General features: G+C 60.6%; 18 protein-coding genes. 10 read left to right on the plus strand and 8 right to left on the minus strand.

The features are described 5' to 3' along the window. The first annotated feature begins 111 nt into the window (after positions 1-111). From Q1A07_RS03740 to Q1A07_RS03775, 8 genes are all read left to right on the plus strand, one after another. Complete coding sequence (locus Q1A07_RS03740) at positions 112-513, plus strand: MerR family DNA-binding transcriptional regulator (RefSeq protein WP_299777941.1); 402 nt, start codon at positions 112-114, stop codon at positions 511-513. 38 nt (positions 514-551) lie between these two features. After that, a complete protein-coding gene (locus tag Q1A07_RS03745) occupies positions 552-2,333 on the plus strand; it encodes an acyl-CoA dehydrogenase C-terminal domain-containing protein (RefSeq protein WP_299777943.1) in 1,782 nt (593 codons plus the stop codon). A gap of 56 nt (positions 2,334-2,389) precedes the next feature. Then, positions 2,390-2,602 (plus strand): hypothetical protein, encoded by a 213-nt coding sequence (locus tag Q1A07_RS03750; RefSeq protein WP_299777945.1) that lies wholly within the window; start codon positions 2,390-2,392, stop codon positions 2,600-2,602. A gap of 25 nt (positions 2,603-2,627) precedes the next feature. After that, positions 2,628-3,782 (plus strand): acyl-CoA dehydrogenase family protein, encoded by a 1,155-nt coding sequence (locus Q1A07_RS03755; RefSeq protein WP_299777947.1) that lies wholly within the window; start codon positions 2,628-2,630, stop codon positions 3,780-3,782. After that, positions 3,779-4,417: a glutathione S-transferase family protein gene (locus tag Q1A07_RS03760; RefSeq protein WP_299777949.1), complete on the plus strand. Its 639-nt coding sequence runs from the start codon at positions 3,779-3,781 to the stop codon at positions 4,415-4,417. The genes Q1A07_RS03755 and Q1A07_RS03760 overlap by 4 nt, the downstream gene beginning before the upstream one ends. Positions 4,418-4,485: 68 nt before the next feature. Further along, a complete protein-coding gene (locus Q1A07_RS03765) occupies positions 4,486-5,697 on the plus strand; it encodes an acetyl-CoA C-acetyltransferase (RefSeq protein WP_299777951.1) in 1,212 nt (403 codons plus the stop codon). Positions 5,698-5,700: 3 nt separating this feature from the next. Beyond that, complete coding sequence (locus tag Q1A07_RS03770) at positions 5,701-6,651, plus strand: hypothetical protein (RefSeq protein WP_299777953.1); 951 nt, start codon at positions 5,701-5,703, stop codon at positions 6,649-6,651. After that, positions 6,648-8,849: a 3-hydroxyacyl-CoA dehydrogenase NAD-binding domain-containing protein gene (locus Q1A07_RS03775; protein WP_299777955.1), complete on the plus strand. Its 2,202-nt coding sequence runs from the start codon at positions 6,648-6,650 to the stop codon at positions 8,847-8,849. The genes Q1A07_RS03770 and Q1A07_RS03775 overlap by 4 nt, the downstream gene beginning before the upstream one ends. A gap of 83 nt (positions 8,850-8,932) precedes the next feature. Here Q1A07_RS03775 and Q1A07_RS03780 read toward each other — a convergent pair whose 3' ends face one another. Beyond that, a complete protein-coding gene (locus Q1A07_RS03780; protein ID WP_299777957.1) occupies positions 8,933-9,619 on the minus strand; it encodes a Hint domain-containing protein in 687 nt (228 codons plus the stop codon). A 243-nt stretch (positions 9,620-9,862) separates the two neighbouring features. Then, the gene (locus tag Q1A07_RS03785; RefSeq protein WP_299777959.1) at positions 9,863-10,519 is read right to left on the minus strand and encodes a sulfotransferase family 2 domain-containing protein; all 657 of its coding nucleotides are present in this window, start codon (positions 10,517-10,519) and stop codon (positions 9,863-9,865) included. A 140-nt stretch (positions 10,520-10,659) separates the two neighbouring features. On the opposite strand from Q1A07_RS03785, the gene Q1A07_RS03790 reads away from it, so the two are divergent. Together Q1A07_RS03790 and Q1A07_RS03795 are read left to right on the plus strand one after the other, a co-directional pair. Next, a complete protein-coding gene (locus Q1A07_RS03790; RefSeq protein WP_299777961.1) occupies positions 10,660-12,291 on the plus strand; it encodes an AMP-binding protein in 1,632 nt (543 codons plus the stop codon). Between the two features lie 105 nt (positions 12,292-12,396). Next, positions 12,397-13,410: a hypothetical protein gene (locus Q1A07_RS03795; protein ID WP_299777963.1), complete on the plus strand. Its 1,014-nt coding sequence runs from the start codon at positions 12,397-12,399 to the stop codon at positions 13,408-13,410. Here Q1A07_RS03795 and Q1A07_RS03800 read toward each other — a convergent pair. The 6 genes from Q1A07_RS03800 to Q1A07_RS03825 form a co-directional block, all read right to left on the minus strand. After that, on the minus strand, positions 13,407-14,048 hold the full coding sequence (locus Q1A07_RS03800) for a hypothetical protein (protein ID WP_299777965.1): 642 nt from the start codon (positions 14,046-14,048) through the stop codon (positions 13,407-13,409). The two genes, Q1A07_RS03795 and Q1A07_RS03800, sit on opposite strands and share 4 nt — an antisense overlap. 91 nt (positions 14,049-14,139) lie before the next feature. Continuing rightward, positions 14,140-14,772: a uracil phosphoribosyltransferase gene (gene upp / locus Q1A07_RS03805; protein ID WP_299777967.1), complete on the minus strand. Its 633-nt coding sequence runs from the start codon at positions 14,770-14,772 to the stop codon at positions 14,140-14,142. Positions 14,773-14,867: 95 nt separating this feature from the next. Beyond that, positions 14,868-16,064, minus strand: a complete 1,197-nt coding sequence (locus Q1A07_RS03810) for a phosphopentomutase (protein WP_299777969.1) — start codon at positions 16,062-16,064, stop codon at positions 14,868-14,870. Further along, the gene (locus Q1A07_RS03815) at positions 16,064-17,368 is read right to left on the minus strand and encodes a thymidine phosphorylase (protein ID WP_299779151.1); all 1,305 of its coding nucleotides are present in this window, start codon (positions 17,366-17,368) and stop codon (positions 16,064-16,066) included. Before Q1A07_RS03815 ends, Q1A07_RS03810 begins: the two co-directional genes overlap by 1 nt. 5 nt (positions 17,369-17,373) lie before the next feature. Next, positions 17,374-17,763: a cytidine deaminase gene (locus Q1A07_RS03820; RefSeq protein WP_299777970.1), complete on the minus strand. Its 390-nt coding sequence runs from the start codon at positions 17,761-17,763 to the stop codon at positions 17,374-17,376. A gap of 85 nt (positions 17,764-17,848) precedes the next feature. Next, positions 17,849-18,934 (minus strand): cupin domain-containing protein, encoded by a 1,086-nt coding sequence (locus Q1A07_RS03825; RefSeq protein ID WP_299777971.1) that lies wholly within the window; start codon positions 18,932-18,934, stop codon positions 17,849-17,851. Positions 18,935-19,069: the final 135 nt, after the last annotated feature.

Below are 19,069 nucleotides of genomic sequence, written 5' to 3' on the forward strand. Positions count from 1 at the left end.
GGCAGCTGTCAAAGTGACGTGACGTTCAGGTTACGTAAACGTCATCCTGTGTTGTAGCTGAACACCCAGTTCCTATTTGTGCCGCGTTCCGCCGTTGAAAGAGTGAAGCCGATGACCGACGAAATCATGACCATCCGCCAGATGTGCGATCAGTTCGATGTAACCCCGCGTACGCTGCGGTTCTACGAATCCAAGGAATTGCTGTTTCCGATCCGGGAAGGTCAGAAACGCCTGTTCACGCGGCGCGACCGCGCTCGGCTCAAGCTGATTCTGCGGGGCAAGAAGTTTGGCTTCAGTCTTGAGGAAATCCGCCAGCTGCTCGACCTTTACGACATGGGAGATCAACAGCAGACACAGCTTGCACGCACCTATGAAGTAGCCCGTCAACGCCTGGCCGACCTGGTCAGTCAACGCGACGCGCTGAACGAGGCCATCGCCGAACTGACAGAACAGTTGAAATGGGGGGAAGAGATGTTGACCTCCATGCGCGCACCGCGCAGCGCCGCCGAATAACACACCCGACATCACGTTTTCAGGGAGAGAGAGACAAGATGCCCCGCTACACCGCCCCCACCAAAGACCTGCAATTCGTGCTGCATGATGTGCTGAACGTCACCGGCCAGAATATCCCCGGTTATGACGAGCTGGAGGCTGATTTCACCTCCGCCATTCTCGAAGAAGCTGGCAAGCTGACCTCCGAGGTGCTGGCCCCGTTGAATGTGGTGGGTGACACCGAAGGCTGTGTTCTGGAAAACGGCGTGGTGCGCACCCCTACGGGCTTCAAGGAGGCCTTTGAGCAGGTCAAGGAAGGCGGCTGGCCGGGGCTGGACATGCCCGAAGAATACGGCGGGCAGAATATGCCCTACGTGATCGGCACAGCTGTGGGCGAGATGTTCTCCTCCGCCAATATGGCCTTCACCATGTACCAGGGCCTGACGCACGGTGCTGCCTCGGCGATCCTCGCCCACGGCACCGAGGCGCAAAAGGACACCTATCTTCCTAAAATGGTATCCTGCGACTGGACCGGCACAATGAACCTGACGGAGCCGCATTGCGGCACCGACCTCGGCCTCATGCGTACCAAGGCCGAGCCGCAGGATGACGGCAGCTACAAGATCACCGGGCAGAAAATCTTCATCTCCGCCGGTGAGCACGACATGTCCGAAAACATCATCCACCTGGTACTGGCCAAGATCACCGGCGCGCCGGAGGGCATCAAGGGCGTATCGCTCTTCATTGTTCCAAAAATATGCGTGAAGGACGATGGCAGCCTGGGCGCACGCAACGGCGTCGCGGTCGGCAAGATCGAAGAGAAGATGGGCATCCACGGCAACTCCACCTGCGTAATGAACTACGACGAGGCGACCGGGTATCTCTTGGGCGACGCACATAAGGGTATGCGCGCCATGTTCACCATGATGAACGAAGCGCGTCTAGGCGTCGGCATGCAGGGCATGTCCCAGGCCGAAGCCGCCTATCAGAACGCGCTGGACTACGCCAAGGATCGTCTGCAGGGCCGTGACGTGACGGGCGCAAAAAATCCCGAAGGCCCTGCCGATCCGCTGATCGTGCATCCGGACATCCGTCGCTCGTTGATGGACCAGAAGAGCTTTGCCGAAGGCGCGCGGGCGTTCATCCTCTGGGGTTCTACGCTGATCGATGCCGCCCACCGCGGGCAGGACAAGGACGCCGACGGTCTGGTCTCGCTGCTGACGCCTGTTATCAAGGGTTTCCTGACCGATCAGGGTTATGACATGACCGTCAAAGCCCAGCAGGTTTACGGCGGGCATGGGTATATTGAGGAATGGGGCATGTCGCAATTTGCGCGCGACGCCCGGATCGCGATGATCTACGAAGGTGCGAACGGCGTGCAGGCGCTTGATCTGGTGGGCCGCAAGCTGGCGCAGGACGGCGGCAAGCATGTGATGGCCTTCTTCGACGTGGTAAAGAGCTTCATCAAGGAAAACGCGGGCCAGGATGCGGAATTCGACGCGCAGTTCCTGGAGCCTTTGAAGGCGGCCTCCAAGGATCTGCAGGCGGCGGGCATGTACTTCATGCAGAACGGCATGAAAAACCCCAACAACGCGCTTTCCGGCTCTTACGACTTCATGCATATGTTCGGCCACGTCTGCCTTGGCCTGATGTGGGCGAAGATGGGCAAAGCTGCACAGGACGCGCTGGCAAATGGTGCATCCGACGTGGACTTCTACGAAAGCAAGCTGCACACCGGGCGCTATTACATGGCGCGCCAGCTGCCCGCGACCGCATTGCATCTGAGCCGGATCGAAACCGGCGCGGACACCGTCATGGCATTGGATGCGGCCAACTTCTGATTCGGGTCAGGGTGGCCTGAAAGCCCACCCTACCTGCCAACTGAAAGGACCCAGCCATGCCGAAACGGTTTCGCCTGACCCGCCGCTTTCCGGTTGCGATGACCGAGGACGGATACCGCAGGCTGAAAAGGTTTGCAACCGATGCGGGGTTGGATGAAGGCGAGGCGCTGTCTTTTCTCTTCGAGAACTTCGATAGTGTGATGAACGAGGAGACGTTTGGCCACAGGCTGCGGCTCTTCAATGCGGAGCTGGACGACCGCAAGAAATGAACGCGTCTGGGGAGGGTGCGGCAGGATGGATGGCTCAAACAACACGCCCGGTTGGATGACCGAGGAACACCGCATGATTGCGGAGATGACCGCGCAGTTCATCACCACCGAATGGGCGCCGAAGTTCGAATCCTGGCGCAAGCAGGGCCAGATGGACCGCGAGACGTGGGGACAGGCCGGGGAGTTGGGTCTGCTCTGCCCTTCGGTGCCTGAAGAATACGGCGGGCCGGGTGGTAACTTCGGCCATGAGGCGGCAATCCTGATCGAGGCGGCGCGCGCCAACCTGGCCAGTTGGGGGCATGGCATCCATTCCGGGATCGTTGCCCATTACGTGCTGGCCTATGGCACCGAAGACCAGAAGACGCGCTGGCTGCCGCAAATGATCTCGGGGGACATGGTAGGGGCGCTGGCAATGACCGAACCCTCGACCGGTTCCGACGTCCAGGCGATCAAGACCAGGGCGGTGAAGGACGGCAACGTCTACCGCCTGTCTGGTCAGAAGACCTTCATCACCAACGGACAGCACGCCAACCTGATCATTGTGGCGGCAAAGACCGACCCCTCCGAGGGATCGAAAGGTGTGTCTTTGGTCATGCTGGAAACCGATGGCGCGCAGGGCTTCTCCCGCGGGCGTAATCTGGAGAAGGTGGGGCTGCATGCGAATGACACCTCGGAGCTCTTCTTCGACGACGTCGCGATCCCGCCCGAGAACATCCTTGGTGGCGAAGAGGGCAAGGGTTTCTACCAGATGATGCAGCAGTTACCACAGGAACGGCTGATCATCGGCTGCGGTGCGGTTGGGGCGATGGAGGGTGCCGTGGAACGCACCATTGCCTATTGCAAGGAGCGTGAGGCCTTTGGCGGGCCGCTGACGCAGTTCCAGAACACGCGCTTCAAGCTTGCGGAATGCAAGACACGCACGGCGGTGGCGCGGGCCTTTCTTGATCAATGCATCGCCGAACATCTGCGTGGCGAACTGACCGTAGAGAAGGCCGCCATGGCGAAATACTGGCTGACCGATACCCAATGCGAGGTGCTGGACGACTGTGTGCAACTGCATGGCGGCTATGGCTTTATGCAGGAATACGCGGTCGCGGAAATGTGGGCAGATGCCCGTGTGCAGCGCATCTACGGTGGCACCAATGAGATCATGAAAGAACTGATTGCGAGGACTCTATGACCATCCAACTCTACTGTTTCGGGGAAAGCGGAAACGCCTACAAAGCCGCCCTCGCCCTGCAGCTGTCAGGCCTCGACTGGGAGCCGGTGAAGGTCGATTTTTTCGGCGGTGAAGCCCGCACGCCGGAGTACCGCACAAATGTCAACATCATGGGGGAAGTTCCGGTGCTGGTGGACGGTGATCTGCGCCTCACGCAATCGGGGGTGATCCAGGACTATGTCTCAGAAAAGTCCGGGAAGTTCGGCGGCAAGGATGCAACTGAACGGCGCGAGATCCTGCGCTGGGTGCTCTGGGACAACCACAAGCTCAGCTCGACGGCTGGCCCCACCCGGTTCCTGATGCATTTTCTGCCCGAAGACAAACGCCCGGCGGAGGTGATTGCTTTCAACCAGGGGCGTCTCAAGGCCGCCTATTCAGTTTTGAACGGCCACCTCGCAGATCGTGACTGGATTGTGGGTGACGGGATCACCAATGCCGACATCAGCTGCTGCGGGTACCTGTATTATCCTGAGAAATTTGGATTTGAGCGGGCAGATTGGCCCCACATCGATGCGTGGCTCACGCGTCTATCCGACACACCGGGCTGGAAGGCCCCCTACGATCTGATGCCCGGCAGCCCCGCTGACCGCGCCTGACTGACACGCTGCGCGGCACCGCGCTTGATCAAGATACCGCGCGGGACCCGCGTGAGAAGGAGACAGATATGACCGAAGCCTACATCTATGACGCCCTGCGCACGCCGCGCGGCAAGGGCCGCAAGGACGGCAGCCTGCACGAGGTGACCTCACTGCGCCTCTCGGCCCAGACGCTGAACGCTGTGAAGGAACGAAACAACCTCGAAGGCCACGCCGTTGAGGACGTGATCTGGGGCAATGTTACGCAGGTGATGGAACAAGGTGGGTGCCTGGCCCGTTCCGCTGTGCTGGCTTCTGATCTGGACGAACGCATTCCCGGTCTGGCAATCAACCGCTTCTGTGCGTCCGGCATGGAGGCTGTGAACCTCGCCGCCAACCAGGTCAAGGGGGGCGCAGGCGACGGCTATATCGCGGGCGGTGTCGAGATGATGGGACGGGTCGCGATGGGCTCTGACGGCGCGGCGATCGCCGTGGACCCGACGCTGGCGATGGAAAAGTATTTTGTCCCGCAAGGGATCAGTGCGGACATCATTGCAACGGAATATGGCTTCACCCGCGACGACGCCGACCAATTGGCCGTTGAATCCCAACGTCGTGCGAAGGCCGCGTGGGACGACAAACGCTTTGCCAAATCCGTCATCGAAATCCGCGATCAGAACGGTCTGCCGATCCTCGATCATGACGAATACATGCGCCCGCAGACGGACATGCAGTCCCTTGGTGGGTTGAACCCGGCGTTTCAGGCCATGGGCGAGGTCATGCCGGGCTTCGACAAGGTCGCGCTGATGAAATACCCGCATCTGGAGCGGATCAACCACATCCACCACGCGGGCAACTCAAGCGGGATTGTGGATGGGGCCGCCGCGGTCCTGATCGGTTCCAAGGAATTCGGCGAAAAGCACGGGCTGAAACCCCGCGCGCGCATCCGGGCCACGGCGAAGATTGGCACCGACCCGACGATCATGCTGACTGGACCCGTTCCCGTGACCGAGAAAATCCTCGCCGACAATGGCATGAACATCAAGGACATCGACCTTTTCGAGGTCAATGAGGCCTTTGCCGCCGTTGTCCTGCGATTCATGCAGGCCTTTGATGTGGACAGCGACAAGGTCAACGTCAACGGCGGCTCGATCGCCATGGGCCACCCTCTGGGCGCGACCGGCGCGATGATCATCGGGACCCTGCTGGATGAGATGGAGCGGGCGGATAAGGAAACCGGCCTTGCCACCTTGTGTATTGCATCAGGAATGGGAGCCGCCACGATCATCGAGCGGGTCTGATTTGTGACCCCCGCTGACGCCATCGCCATTTATCAGGACACGTTGGACAGTATATCCGACGCCATCATGACGGAAAACGCGGTGACGTTGCTGGAACGGGTCAAGCTGCCACACTTGTGGCGCACGCTGAGCCACGAAGTCATCGTGGAGACGCGGGAGGACCTGATCAATGGCATGGTGACTTTCGGTCAGGCCATCAAGGGGCTGGGCGCAACCAATCTGGTGCGCCTGGCCACCGAAGCTGAGTTTCTCAGCGAGAACTACATCACCGGGTATCACGTCACCCATACGCTGCGCGATGCGCTCCCGGTGATCGAAAGCTATGCAAACCGCATGGTTTTGATCCGCGAGAACGACGTCTGGAAGATGCTGGAACTGGATAGCATGTTAGATAACCCACATTGGCCCATCTACGTCCCCCGCGTGCAAAAGCACGGGGGTGGGCGACTGGCGCCGCGGTCGCCGGAAAACGACGCGCGCAAGCTGTCGGTTGCGCCGCTCACCATCTACCAAAAGTTCATCAACGAGCTTTCTGATGCGAACAATCAGGACGATCTGGCGCTTTATTGCAGCTATTTGCTGTTTCCCTACACCTCGCACACAGAATCTGCCGATACGATCATTTCGACGCCAGAGGAGGTACAGCCCTTCTTTGACATGCTGCGTGACCTGCTGGAGGAGAAATCCTGCGACCGGTTGGTGCGGCGCGCGGAAGACGCGGAGTTCATCTCCAGCGACCTGATCTGCGGCTATCATGCCACTGAATTCTGCGCGGGTGAGACCTGTATCTTTGGCCCCATCAAATCGCGGATGGTGCTCAAGCGTGAGAACACCAATTGGTACCTGAAGTCGGTGACCAATTCGCTTTCGAACGCCAATTTCCCCTACAATGTCCCCAAGCCGTCGAACGCCTTGGTGACCCTCAGAACCATCCAAGAAAGGACCCGGACATGACCGAGTTTACAACGACAACCGACGGCGACGGCATCGCCACGATCACCTGGGATGTGCCCGGAAAATCCATGAACGTGATGTCCTACGAAGGCCTCTCGCAGGTCGACAAGCTGATGGATGAAGCGCTGGCTGATGATGCGGTGAAGGGCATTATCCTGACCTCCGGCAAGGAGGGGTCCTTCGCGGGCGGCATGGACCTGAACCTCATCGCCAAAATGAAGGCGGATGCGGGCGAGAACCCGGCCAAAGGGCTTTTCGACGGCGTGATGGACATGCACCGCCTGCTGCGCAAGATCGAATTGGCCGGGATGGATCCCAAGACGCAAAAGGGCGGCAAGCCGGTGGCCTGCGTTTTGCCCGGCACCGCGCTTGGCATCGGGCTGGAACTCCCCCTGTCGTGTCACCGCATCTTTGCCGCCAATAACCCCAAAGCCAAGATCGGCCTGCCCGAGATCATGGTGGGCATTTTCCCGGGTGCCGGTGGCACCACGCGGCTGGTGCGCAAGATGGGCGCCATGGCCGCCTCGCCCTTCCTGCTGGAAGGCAAGCTGGTCGACCCTGCGAAAGCCAAGGCAGCCGGTCTGATCGACGAGGTTTCCGGCGACCCCATGGCCGCGGCCCGCGAGTGGGTGCTGAACGCCAAAGACGCTGACCTTGTGAAACCCTGGGATGCCAAGGGCTACAAGATGCCCGGCGGTGCGCCTTACCATCCGGCTGGCTTCATGACTTTCGTGGGCGCGTCGGCCATGGTCAACGGCAAGACGCAAGGGGTTTATCCGGCTGCCAAGGCACTGCTCTCCGCCGTCTATGAAGGCGCGCTGGTACCCTTCGACACGGCGCTCAAGATCGAGGCGCGTTGGTTCACCTCGGTGCTGATGAACCCCTCCTCCGAGGCGATGATCCGCTCGCTCTTCATCAACAAAGAAGCGCTGGAGAAAGGTGCTGTGCGCCCGCAGGATGTGGCCGACCAACGGGTCAAAAAGCTCGGCGTGCTGGGGGCCGGCATGATGGGTGCGGGCATCTCACTCGTCTCCGCCCAGGCCGGTATCGAGGTCGTACTGATCGACCAGACGCAGGAAGCCGCCGACAAGGGCAAGGCCTATACAGCCAACTTCGCCGACAAGGGCATTCAGCGCAAGAAGACCACGCCGGCGAAGAAAGAGCAGCTGCTCTCCCTCATCACCGCAACAACTGATCTGGAGGCGCTCAGGGGCTGTGACCTGATCATCGAGGCGGTCTTCGAGGACCCGAAGGTCAAGGCCGAGATGACGCAGAAGGTCGAGGCGGTGATCCCGGAGGATTGTATCTTTGCCTCCAACACCTCCACCCTGCCAATCACGGAGCTGGCTAAGGCCTCATCCCGCCCGGAGCAATTCATCGGCATCCACTTCTTCTCGCCCGTCGAGAAAATGCTGCTTGTGGAAATCATCAAAGGCAAAGGCACGGGCGACCGCGCCGTGGCCAAGGCGCTCGACTACGTGCGCCAGATCCGCAAGACGCCCATCGTGGTGAATGACGCGCGCTTCTTCTACGCCAACCGCTGCATCATTCCCTACATCAACGAAGGCATCCGCATGGTCGCCGAGGGCGTTGAGCCCGCGTTGATCGAGAACGCCGCGCGCCTCGTCGGCATGCCGCTGGGGCCATTGCAACTGGTCGATGAGACCTCGATTGATCTCGGCGCCAAGATCGCCCGCGCAACGAAATCCGCGATGGGCGATGCCTATCCGGATGCGGCGGTCGATGAGGTGATCTTCTGGATGGAAGACCTCGGACGGCTCGGCCGCAAGTCCAACGCGGGCTTCTACAGCTACGACCAGAAAGGCAAGCGGCAGGGGCTGTGGGACGGGCTGAACGGCCAGTATGCCATTGCACAGGACCAGCCCGAGCTGACGGATGTGCAGCACCGCCTGCTCTTTGCGCAATCGCTGGAGGCCGTGCGGGCGCTGGAGGAAGGCGTGCTGATGGACATCCGCGAAGGCGACGTGGGTGCGATTCTCGGATGGGGTTTTGCACCCTGGTCCGGCGGTCCCCTGAGCTGGCTCGACATGATCGGCGCGCCCTACGCCGCCGAACGCTGCGATCAGCTGACCGAAACCTTTGGCGACCGGTTCAAATGCCCCGACCTGCTGCGCGAGATGGCCGCGAAGGGCCAGAGTTTCTACGGTCGGTTCGGCGCCACAGCCGCTGCTGCTTGACGCTTACAACAAGTAAAAAAGGGGGGTCTGCCGGCCCCCCTTTTTGCTGCTCGCGTTCTGCTCGACGCCTTGTTTGAAAAATCTCAGGCCACCAGAACCATTTCGGTGGCCCCAAAAACATACCCAGTGCTTTGCACCAGCGCCTCGCGGACTTGATCGCTCTGCGCCAGTATCGCACGCGCTTCTTCAAGCGACGCAACGGAGTACAGCGTGTCTGCAGGAGACACCACATCATGCAGCAGGGCCATGTTGCGCGGGCAATGGATCAGTAAACCACCATCAATGTAGATAACTTCGTCATCCGCGAAATAGAGCGTGATCAAGTCGACCGGGTGCAGCGGCTGTTGCCGATGGATCCCGCACAGTCCCTCCAAAGCCTGTGCGGGCACGATCGCAAAGGGATCGCCCATCGGGTCGGATGCAGCGTCGCTCTCCAGCATGACACCTTGATCCGGCAACAGCATGACTTCGTTCAAATTCGCAAGAGCCTCCGCCGGGATGGTTACCGGCCAGCAGCCAGGCATCATCTTTTGAGGGTCCAACCAGAGCGTGGTGCGTTGCATCTCAACAATGCGCTGAACCCCATTGTCAAACGTCAGGACCTTGTCCCCTACCGTCAACGCTTCCACCGGGCGCCAGCCGAAATTGGAAGCAACCCGCGTGCCCGCAATCAAACCGTGGCTTGCAGGCACCGGCTCGGAATGCGGGGTGGCAAATGCCTCATGCGGCCTATACGGCTTTGCCGTTACATTCACACTCCATCCGTACATATCTTTTCAATCCCCAGTGGCGTTCCGTAGTTCAAATCCGGCAGGAACATGGTCCTTACCCAGCCAGACGACGACCAAAGCGTGACAGCGCTTTGCTGCGAATGCGGCGCATCTAAGGCATTGCTTCCACTAAAACGTGAAATACTTCTATATCGGGATGGATTGACCCCAAAAAAGAAACAAAAATCCGCCGATGACTGTGGAATACACCAAATACGTTAACCAATTCCCTCTTGCCGAGAATCACTCATCCGGATCGAAGCGATACCCAAATCGCGCGATATCCTCCGCGCAAAGCTTTGCCACGATCTGCCGTGTCCGCGCGTCATAGCAGGCCCGGTAGTCCACAACCCGCCGTGACGGGTTCAGGTGAGGCAAGGACAGCTGGAACCCAAGGTGATCCATCAGGGGGGCCGCATCTTTCTCGAAAGCTTCAAGCCTAATGTAGAGAGAGCAGTGCTCTGCGCCCGTCGCATCGCGCATGTAACTGCTGGCAGGTGAGTGCTGCAGACTGCCCTGAATCAATGGTGCCGCCAGGAATTCTTCGAAGGGTAAGGATTTGGACAGCATCACCGCCGGGTGGTCGAACTCCTGATCCTGCAGCCAGTGATAGTAGCTGATCACGCGGTCCCATGGGTTGCGCACCAGGGTGAACGCAAACATCTGGCCAATTTCCTCGGGGGTCAACAGCCCATCAATATCCGTGAGGGTCGCATGTTTCCACAGACGCCCCCGTGTCTGCAAACCCTTCAGGCGAGATTTGCGCTTGCGGGCTTTAGGTGTGTCACCAATCAGCAGGTCATCTTTCATCGCGCGGGCTTCGAGAGCCGCTGCGAGCGAGGTTCCCCCGGTTTTTGGGATATGCACAAACACATAGGACCGATCCCGGGAAATGATCATGCGGCGCCTCCCACCATATCAGCTGTTTCGCAATCGGAATCCCAAATGTAAGACAATTGACTTTCCAAATGCCGCAAAAACAATATCGTAATAGCCGCGCCGTGCATAAACTACCAACGGCAAACGGGAGGACAACAAAAATGGGCTGGATGAGTGACGAAACAGGGCTGGACAAATGTGCCGCCAATTACGTGCCGCTAACCCCCCTCTCGCATCTCAAACGGGCCGCGCATGTCTTTGCCGGGCACCCGGCCGTTCACTATGGCACCCACCGTGTCACCTACGCGGAATACCATGAACGTTGCTCCCGCCTGGCTGGCGCACTGGCGGCGCGCGGTGTGACACCGGGCGATGTGGTGGCCACCCTTTTGCCCAACATCCCGGCGCAGGCAGAAGCGCATTTTGGCGTCCCTGCCTGTGGCGCAGTCCTGAATACGATCAATACGCGCCTCGATGTGGATACGGTCAGCTACATCTTTGATCACGGCGCGGCAAAGATTGTATTGGTGGACAGCCAATTCCTGCCACTGGTCGAAGCCGCTTGTCTCGAGATGGGCCGCGATGCGCCCACCCTGATCGAAGTCCCCGACGCGGCGGCCGGACATCCCGCATCTGGCCGGTATGAAACCTATGAAGATATGCTCGCCAGCGCCGACCCTGCCTTTGAATGGGTCATGCCGACGGATGAGTGGGAAAGCCTCGCGCTCAACTACACCTCCGGGACCACCGGACGCCCCAAGGGGGTCGTCTACCATCACAGGGGCGCCTACCTGATGACGATGGGCACTGTGGTCAGCTGGCGCATGGTGCTGCACCCCGTTTACCTGACGATTGTACCCCTGTTTCATTGCAATGGCTGGAACCATACCTGGATGATGCCACTGATCGGCGGCACGATCATTTGCTGTCGTGACGTCACCGCGCCCGCCATTTTCGACGCAATTGCGGATGATGGTGTGACCCATCTTGGGGGCGCACCCATCGTGTTGAACATGCTGGTGAACGCCCCCGAAGAGGAGCGGCGCGACTTCGATCACGAGGTGCAGGTCTTCACCGCGGGGGCACCGCCCGCGCCTGCCACGCTCAGCAAGATTGAAAAGCTCGGGTTCAATGTCACGCAGGTTTACGGGCTCACGGAAACTTATGGCCATGTGACCGAATGCCTCTGGCGTGGCGCCGATTGGGACAGACTGGCAGAGCCGGAGCGCGCGGCGGTGAAAGCGCGGCAGGGTGTGGCCTTTCCGATGATGGAAGACATCACCGTGCTGGACGAGGACATGCTGCAGATTCCAATGGATGGTACAGCCCAGGGCGAAATCATGATCCGCGGTAACTCGGTGATGAAGGGCTATTACAAAAACGCGCAAGCCACCGAAGAAGCTTTTGCAGGTGGCTATTTCCATTCCGGGGATATCGCGGTGCAGCATGACGACGGCTACATGCAGATCGCGGACCGGGCAAAGGACATCATCATTTCGGGCGGGGAAAACATTTCTTCTGTCGAGGTCGAGGGGGTATTGATGGGGCATGAGGATGTGATGCTGGCCGCCGTTGTGGCCAAACCGGATGAGAAATGGGGCGAAGTCCCTTGCGCCTTTGTCGAGCTCAAACCTGGGGCAGCCACCGATGCGGCAGGCTTGATTGCCTTTGCGCGGGAAACGCTGGCAGGGTTCAAGACACCCAAGCATGTGGTTTTCGACGATCTGCCCAAGACCTCCACCGGCAAGATCCAGAAGTTCGAGTTGCGCAAACGCGCCCGGGATATGTCCTGATCGGAGTGCAGAAGGTGGCCTGAAGCCCACCCTACCTGCCCCTTTGCCCCGCGTCAGCCAGATGGTAAGCTGCGGCAAAGCACTAACGAGCAGCAGATCACCGCGATGACGGCCCTCAAGAAATATGCCCGGCTGGAAGCCAGCGGTCTCTGGCGCGCGTCGCCGGAGGATCAGCGGCGCGAGGTGATTGTCTCCATCGGCGATGCCACTCTGATGATCTCTGATCTGCAGGATCGGGCGATCACGCACTGGTCTCTGGCCGCCGTGCAGCGGGCTAATCCAAGCAAGCGGCCCGCGCTCTACCATCCCGATGGGGACACCGGCGAAACGCTGGAATTGGCTGAAGACGAACACCAGATGATCGATGCCATCGAGAAACTGCGCCGGGCGGTAGAACGCACCCGCCCACGTCCCGGCAGGCTGCGGTGGCTGGGTATGTCGCTCTCAATTGCGGCGGTTGTCGCCGCGGGGGTGTTCTGGGTGCCGAAGGCGCTGATCGACCACACGTTAGCGGTTGTACCAGAGGTCAAGCGTGTTGAGATCGGCGATGCGCTGTTACAGCGGATCGAGCGGATGACGGGCCCCGCCTGTGCAGAACCGTCCGGCCAGCGCGCTCTGGCGACGTTCCGGGCGCGTCTCGGTTCGGACAGGATCAGTATCATGCCCGGCGCTGTTCAGACCAGCCTGCATCTGCCAGGTCGGCATATTCTGCTGAACCGCGGGCTGGTGGAAGATTTTGAAGAACCGGATGTGGCAGCCGGATTTGCCTTGGTCGAACAAAGCCTGTCCCGCGTCCGCGACCCCTTGCACGATCTTCTGGAGACCAGCGGAACCTGGGCAAGTTTTCAATTGCTCACCACGGGGCAATTAAAAAGCGAAGTTCTGGACAGTTATGCGGAAATCCTGCTGACTCAGGACAGATCAAAACCTGCGCCTGAAAGCCTGTTGCCTGTCTTTGCTGCCGCACAATTACGCAGTGCGCCCTACGCCTATGCCCGCGACATCACGGGAGAAACTGTCCTGCCTCTGATAGAAGCAGACCCGATGGCGGGCACAGAACCAAAAGTGCTGCTCAGCGACGCAGACTGGCTGCGTCTGCAAAACATCTGTGGCGGTTAGTCGACCAGTCGCCGAGGCACCGTTTTTGTCCAGACCTGATGCATGGCGGCGTGTCCAGCCAATGTCTGTTCAGCCCGTCGCGGGTTCAAACGATCATCTTCCCAGACAGTGCGATAACCCTTCGGCACTTTGACGTTGAGCGTATTCCGGCGCGCTTCGTAGACATGGCGCGGCATCACGCGCATGGTCGGAGTGACACCCTTGGCTGCTGCATTTGCGGGCGTAACCACCGTGCCGACAAGGTTCGGTTCAGCGCGACGCTCCGAGGTGCCACGTGCCGCCGATGTGCGTTTTGGCACGCCCGGTCGCGCAACGGTCGGGGCCGGTGCGGGACTAAGGACCAGCACCTCTTGCGAACCGGCTGCCGGCGCCTGTGGTGCCGGTTCGCGCACGGTAAAGGTGGGTTTCAAACCACAGATCAACCGCCGATCCCGGGTAACACGGGGCACCCATTGAACCGCATCATCGACACCGGCACGGATGAAAGCACAGCCCGCACTGTCCACGTACTGCCGGCCCCTGTAGTTGACCGGGGGAAATTCCTTGGGCGCAACAGTTGTTTGCGCCCGAACATCCACCCCTGCGACAGTCAGAGACGCAGCAGCCGCAAGAATCGCGATAATTCTGGTAAATTTCATCATTGCCCCCACAAGATATGGGGTGACGATGCCCGAAGAGCCGAAGCAAAGCAAGGCTCGCCGCAGTTATTTCCGCAGGTTCGGCGGCATTTTACTTGGTGCCGAACATCCGGTCACCGGCATCGCCCAAGCCAGGCACGATATAGCCGATGTCATTCAGCTTTTCATCTACCGCGGCGGTCACGATGGGGACGTCCGGATGCGCCTCCTTCATGCGGGCAATCCCTTCGGGTGCGGCCAGCAGGCAGAGGAAACGGATATTGGTCGCTCCGGCCTTTTTCAGCAGATCGACTGCGGCCACGGATGAATTGCCGGTAGCCAGCATCGGATCGACAGCGATGACCAGACGATCATCCAGGCCCTCGGGCACCTTGAAGTAGTATTGCACCGGCTGCAGCGTTTCTTCATCGCGGTACAGCCCGACAAATCCGACGCGCGCCGAGGGGATCAGCTCCAGCACCCCATCAAGCAGCCCGTTGCCCGCGCGCAGGATCGAAATCAGCGCGAGCTTCTTGCCATCCAGCGTTGGCGCATCCATCACCTGCATCGGCGTCTCAATCTGCTTGGTCGTCATTGGTAGGCCGCGGGTCACCTCATAGGCCAGAAGCTGGCTGATCTCGCGCAAGAGCTGGCGGAAGACGGCGGTCGGCGTGCCCTTGTCCCGCATGATCGTCAGCTTGTGTTGCACCAACGGGTGATCAACAACGGTCAGATGGTCGGTCATGGGGCACCTCTTTTTAAACCTGCCTCCGTTTAGACCCGAAGGCGACCAAGCTGCAAGCAGGCGACAGCAAACTGCCAGGCCAAAGCCACAACGGATCAGGCGGCAGGCACCGGCACACGCAGGTGCCGCGCAACAAGTGTCGCCACATCACTGAACCCAATGTGTCCGAGGGCCTCGGTCCCCATACCCGCGATCAGCACTGGCACCCGTTCGCGGGTGTGATCCGTGCCGACCCAAGTGGGATCGTTTCCGTGATCGGCGGTGAAGACCATGATGTCTCCATCCCGCAATTGACCGATGAGCTTGCCGATTTCAGCATCGAACCACTCCAGCGCCCGCGCATAACCGGAGACATCACGCCGATGTCCGTACAGGCTATCAAACTCAACGAAATTGGCGAAGGTCAGGCTACCTTCCTCGGCTGTCGCCACCAGAACCGCTAGATGCTGCATCAGGGCTTTGTCCGGCCCCTTGCGCACGCGGTCGATGCCCTGCATCGAAAAGATATCACCGATCTTACCGACGCCATAGACCTTGTGCCCGGCATCCTGCACCCAATTGGTCAGCACGGGTTTCGGGGGCGCAATTGCAAAATCACGTCGGTTTGCCGTGCGCCGAAACCCGCTCTTTGGACCGCCAATAAACGGGCGCGCAATCACGCGACCCACCCGCATCTCGTGCAGCGTCGGTGCCAGCTCTTCACAGAGAGTCAGCAGCTTTTCCAACCCGAACGCCTCTTCGTGGGCAGCGATCTGAAACACGGAATCCGCGGAAGTGTAGCAAATCGGTCGACCCGTTTCGATGTGCTCTGCGCCGCATGCCTCGATGATGGCTGTACCCGATGCATGGCAATTGCCCAAAATACCATCTGTCCCGGCCAGCGCGGCGGTCTTTTCCACCAGATCCGCCGGGAACGCAGGGTCTTCATTCGGGAAATAGTGCCAGTCCCACGGCACCGGCACACCGGCCAGTTCCCAATGACCGGACGGTGTATCCTTACCCTTTGATATCTCCGTTGCGACCCCCCAGGTTCCCGTGGGTTCCTGCCCAAGGCCCAAGGCAATCTGCCCACTGGCCAGTTGTACGGCCCGCCCCAGGCCCAGGGCATCCAGGTTAGGCATGCGCAAAGGGCCAAGGCGTCCCTCTGCCGCGCCGCCCTGCGCGCAGGCGCGCGCGATGTGCGCGAGTGTGTTTGCCCCCTCATCCGGGACGGCTCCGTTATGATAGAGTGCCGCGTCGGGTGCCCCACCGATCCCAACGGAATCCATCACAACCAGAAATGCGCGTGCCATCAGCCTACTCTCTCCTTGATCAGAGGCAGTGCCTCCGGAGCGGATGGGCTGATCGTGATCGCCGCCCGCACGGCCAATGCCGATCTGTCCGCCGCATCAGGCCGTGCCGCGTGGACAACCGCCAAGGGTTGGCCCTGCGCAATCTTATCGCCCAGACGCACCACCTGCCCCAAACCGACAGCAGGGTCAATCGTATCGCTTTCCACCACGCGTCCGCCGCCCAGATCGACCACAACCATGCCCAATGCTTCGCCGTCTATGGCCGTGACATAGCCAGACGCCGGGGCTTTGACCTCGCGGATCACCGTCGCTTCGGGCAGGAAACGCGCCCAGTTCTCGACAAATCGAACAGGCCCGCCCATGGCCGCAATCATCCGCCCAAAGCGCTCTGCCGCGCGCCCGTCCTGCAACGCCGCCGTGATGGCGTCCGTGCCCGCCTGCACGTCCTTTGCCAACCCGGCATTGGCCAACAAAACACCGCCAAGCGCTGCGGAAATCTCCACGAGGGGGCCGCTTGGGTCAGCGGTCAGAACCCGCATCACCTCCGCCACTTCCAGCGCGTTGCCAAGGCTCGCAGCCAGCGGTTGGTTCATGTCGCTGATGACAGCCGTGGTTTTGCATCCGGCGGCATTGGCGGTCTCCACCAGCGCTTTTGCAAGCGCACGGGCCGCGTTCATATCCTTCATGAAGGCGCCGCTGCCGGTTTTTACATCCAGCACAAGACCTTCCAACCCTCCTGCCAGTTTTTTGGAGAGAATAGACGCGGTGATCAGATCGAGGCTGTCCACGGTCGATGTGACATCCCGCACCGCGTAAAGCCGTTTGTCTGCAGGCGCGATGTCCGCACTGGCCCCGACGATCGCGCAGCCGGCCTCTGCGACCACATCCCGAAAGCGCGACTCCTCCAACTGCGTCGTAACGCCGGGGATCGCGTCTAGCTTGTCGAGCGTGCCGCCCGTGTGGCCCAGCCCCCGTCCAGAGATCATCGGCACAAAGGCACCACAAGCGGCCAGTGCAGGCGCCAGAACCAGGGAGACACAGTCTCCAACCCCACCGGTGGAGTGTTTGTCGACCACCGGCCCATCGAGGTTCCACTCCAGCACGCGCCCACTGTCCCGCATGGCCAGTGTCAGGGCGACCCGCGCCGCGTCATCAAGCCCGCGCACGCAGATGCCCATGGCAAAGGCCCCGGCCTGCGCGTCACTCACCGATCCGTCTGCCAGCCCGGCGGCCAGCCAGGTCAGATGTTCCTTTTGCAAGGCCTCGCCATGCCGCAACCGGGCCAGAATGCTGCGAGCGGTCAACAGGCTCATGTCTCCATATGCGCCGCATTGAACACGCCGGGCAAAAGCTCTGCAACCGTTGTGACCTGCTCCACGCCGCCGGTGGTTGCCATGGTAACGCGGGCGGCGCCTTCGGCGAATTCGGCCAGCTTTTGACGGCAACCGCCGCAAGGTGTCACCGGCATCGGTGATCCCGCAATCACATAGGCCTCCGTCAGTGCCATCTCGCCCGCCGCCACCATGGCCGCGATGGCCCCTGCCTCGGCGCAGGTCCCCTCGGGATAGGCGACATTCTCGACGTTGCAGCCAACGTAGACAGCGCCCGACTGGCCCCGGATCGCGGCACCGACCTTGAAGTTCGAATAGGGCGCATACGCATTCTCGCGCACTGCGGTTGCGGCCTCCTTAAGGGACATCGGCAAAGCTCTCCACACCATCGTTCAGCCTGCAGGGTGTCCCCAGTTGCACGGCTTTGCAAGGGTATCAGCGCGGTTTTCTGCGCTATCCCTGCGTCGTCCGAAACACACCCGGCAGGGAGACTTCGAGCAATTCAATATCGTCGGAGGCGTCCGCATACCGTGTTTTCATCCCCGGCGGGATCACGAAGGCATCGCCTGCTTCCAGCGCGTGCGGCGCGCGGCCTTCGCCCTCCAGCACCATGCGCCCGTCCATGACAAAGGTGAAAAGGATGTCACTGTCATGCTGTGTCCAGACGCTTTCCCCGCTCTCCTTGCGCACCACATGCACGCCCGCCACATTCGCGGTATGCGCCGCAATCGTAGTGTCCCGGCTCTGGAATCCCGGCACGCGGAACGGCCGCCACCGGGCTTCCTCTGCCTTGTGGTGCACAAACCGCTGGCCCTGAAACACCCGGTCGGGATTGGCCGGACCGTTCGGAAGCTCCATCTCGTGGTCGATGGTTGTGACATGTTCGGCTGGCACGCCGATCTCGATCACTTCGATGTTGTCAGAGGCATAAAGGACCCGGTGGCGGATTTCCGGCGGCTGGATCACGCAGTTGCCCGCATGCAGGCGGAATGGCGCGCCCTGATCTTCATAAACCAGATCGACCCAGCCCCGATAGCAAAAGATCAGCTGAAACCCGACCGTGTGATAATGCACCATGTCCGGCACCGGGCCGCCATCCGGAATGCGGATGTGGCTGGCGATAATAGACCCGCCGAGCCGGTCAGGTATCAGATCGCGGTAGTGCATGCCCGCGCGCCCAATCACCCAGGGCGCCTGATCCGCCAATCGGCGCACAACAAAGCTGTGCACGGTGTCCGGCATCACCAGCGGTTCTTTCAGCGGGCGGATTTCGATGCGCGTGCCATTCGGTGCCGCCAGGTTTGTCCGACCCTCGGCAAAGCCCTCCGGATCATCCGTCAGAATGCGCAATACCCCGGGCGAGACGTCAGCACCCTTTTGCACCCGGACGCGCACCCCGTGGCCTGCGAAGACGGCGACCGTGGGATCGTCTGCCGGATAGATCATCTCCATACGCATCCCCAACACCTTGGTAAAAAAGGGAATGTCCTCGCGCAATTCCTGCGTCGGCAGCAGTATTTCTGCCCTGATTTCGTCCATTTACACCCCCCTCTCACGCCGTATCCTGCGCCGTCATCGCCCAATTGACAAGCCGCCGCCCGCTTCTTCTGGCCATAAATATCCCGGGGAGTTTGAGGGGCAGCGCCCCTCATCCAGTCCCAGGCAAAACAGCAC

The sequence above is a fragment of the uncultured Roseobacter sp. genome, assembly GCF_947492555.1.
GTDB lineage: Bacteria > Pseudomonadota > Alphaproteobacteria > Rhodobacterales > Rhodobacteraceae > Roseobacter.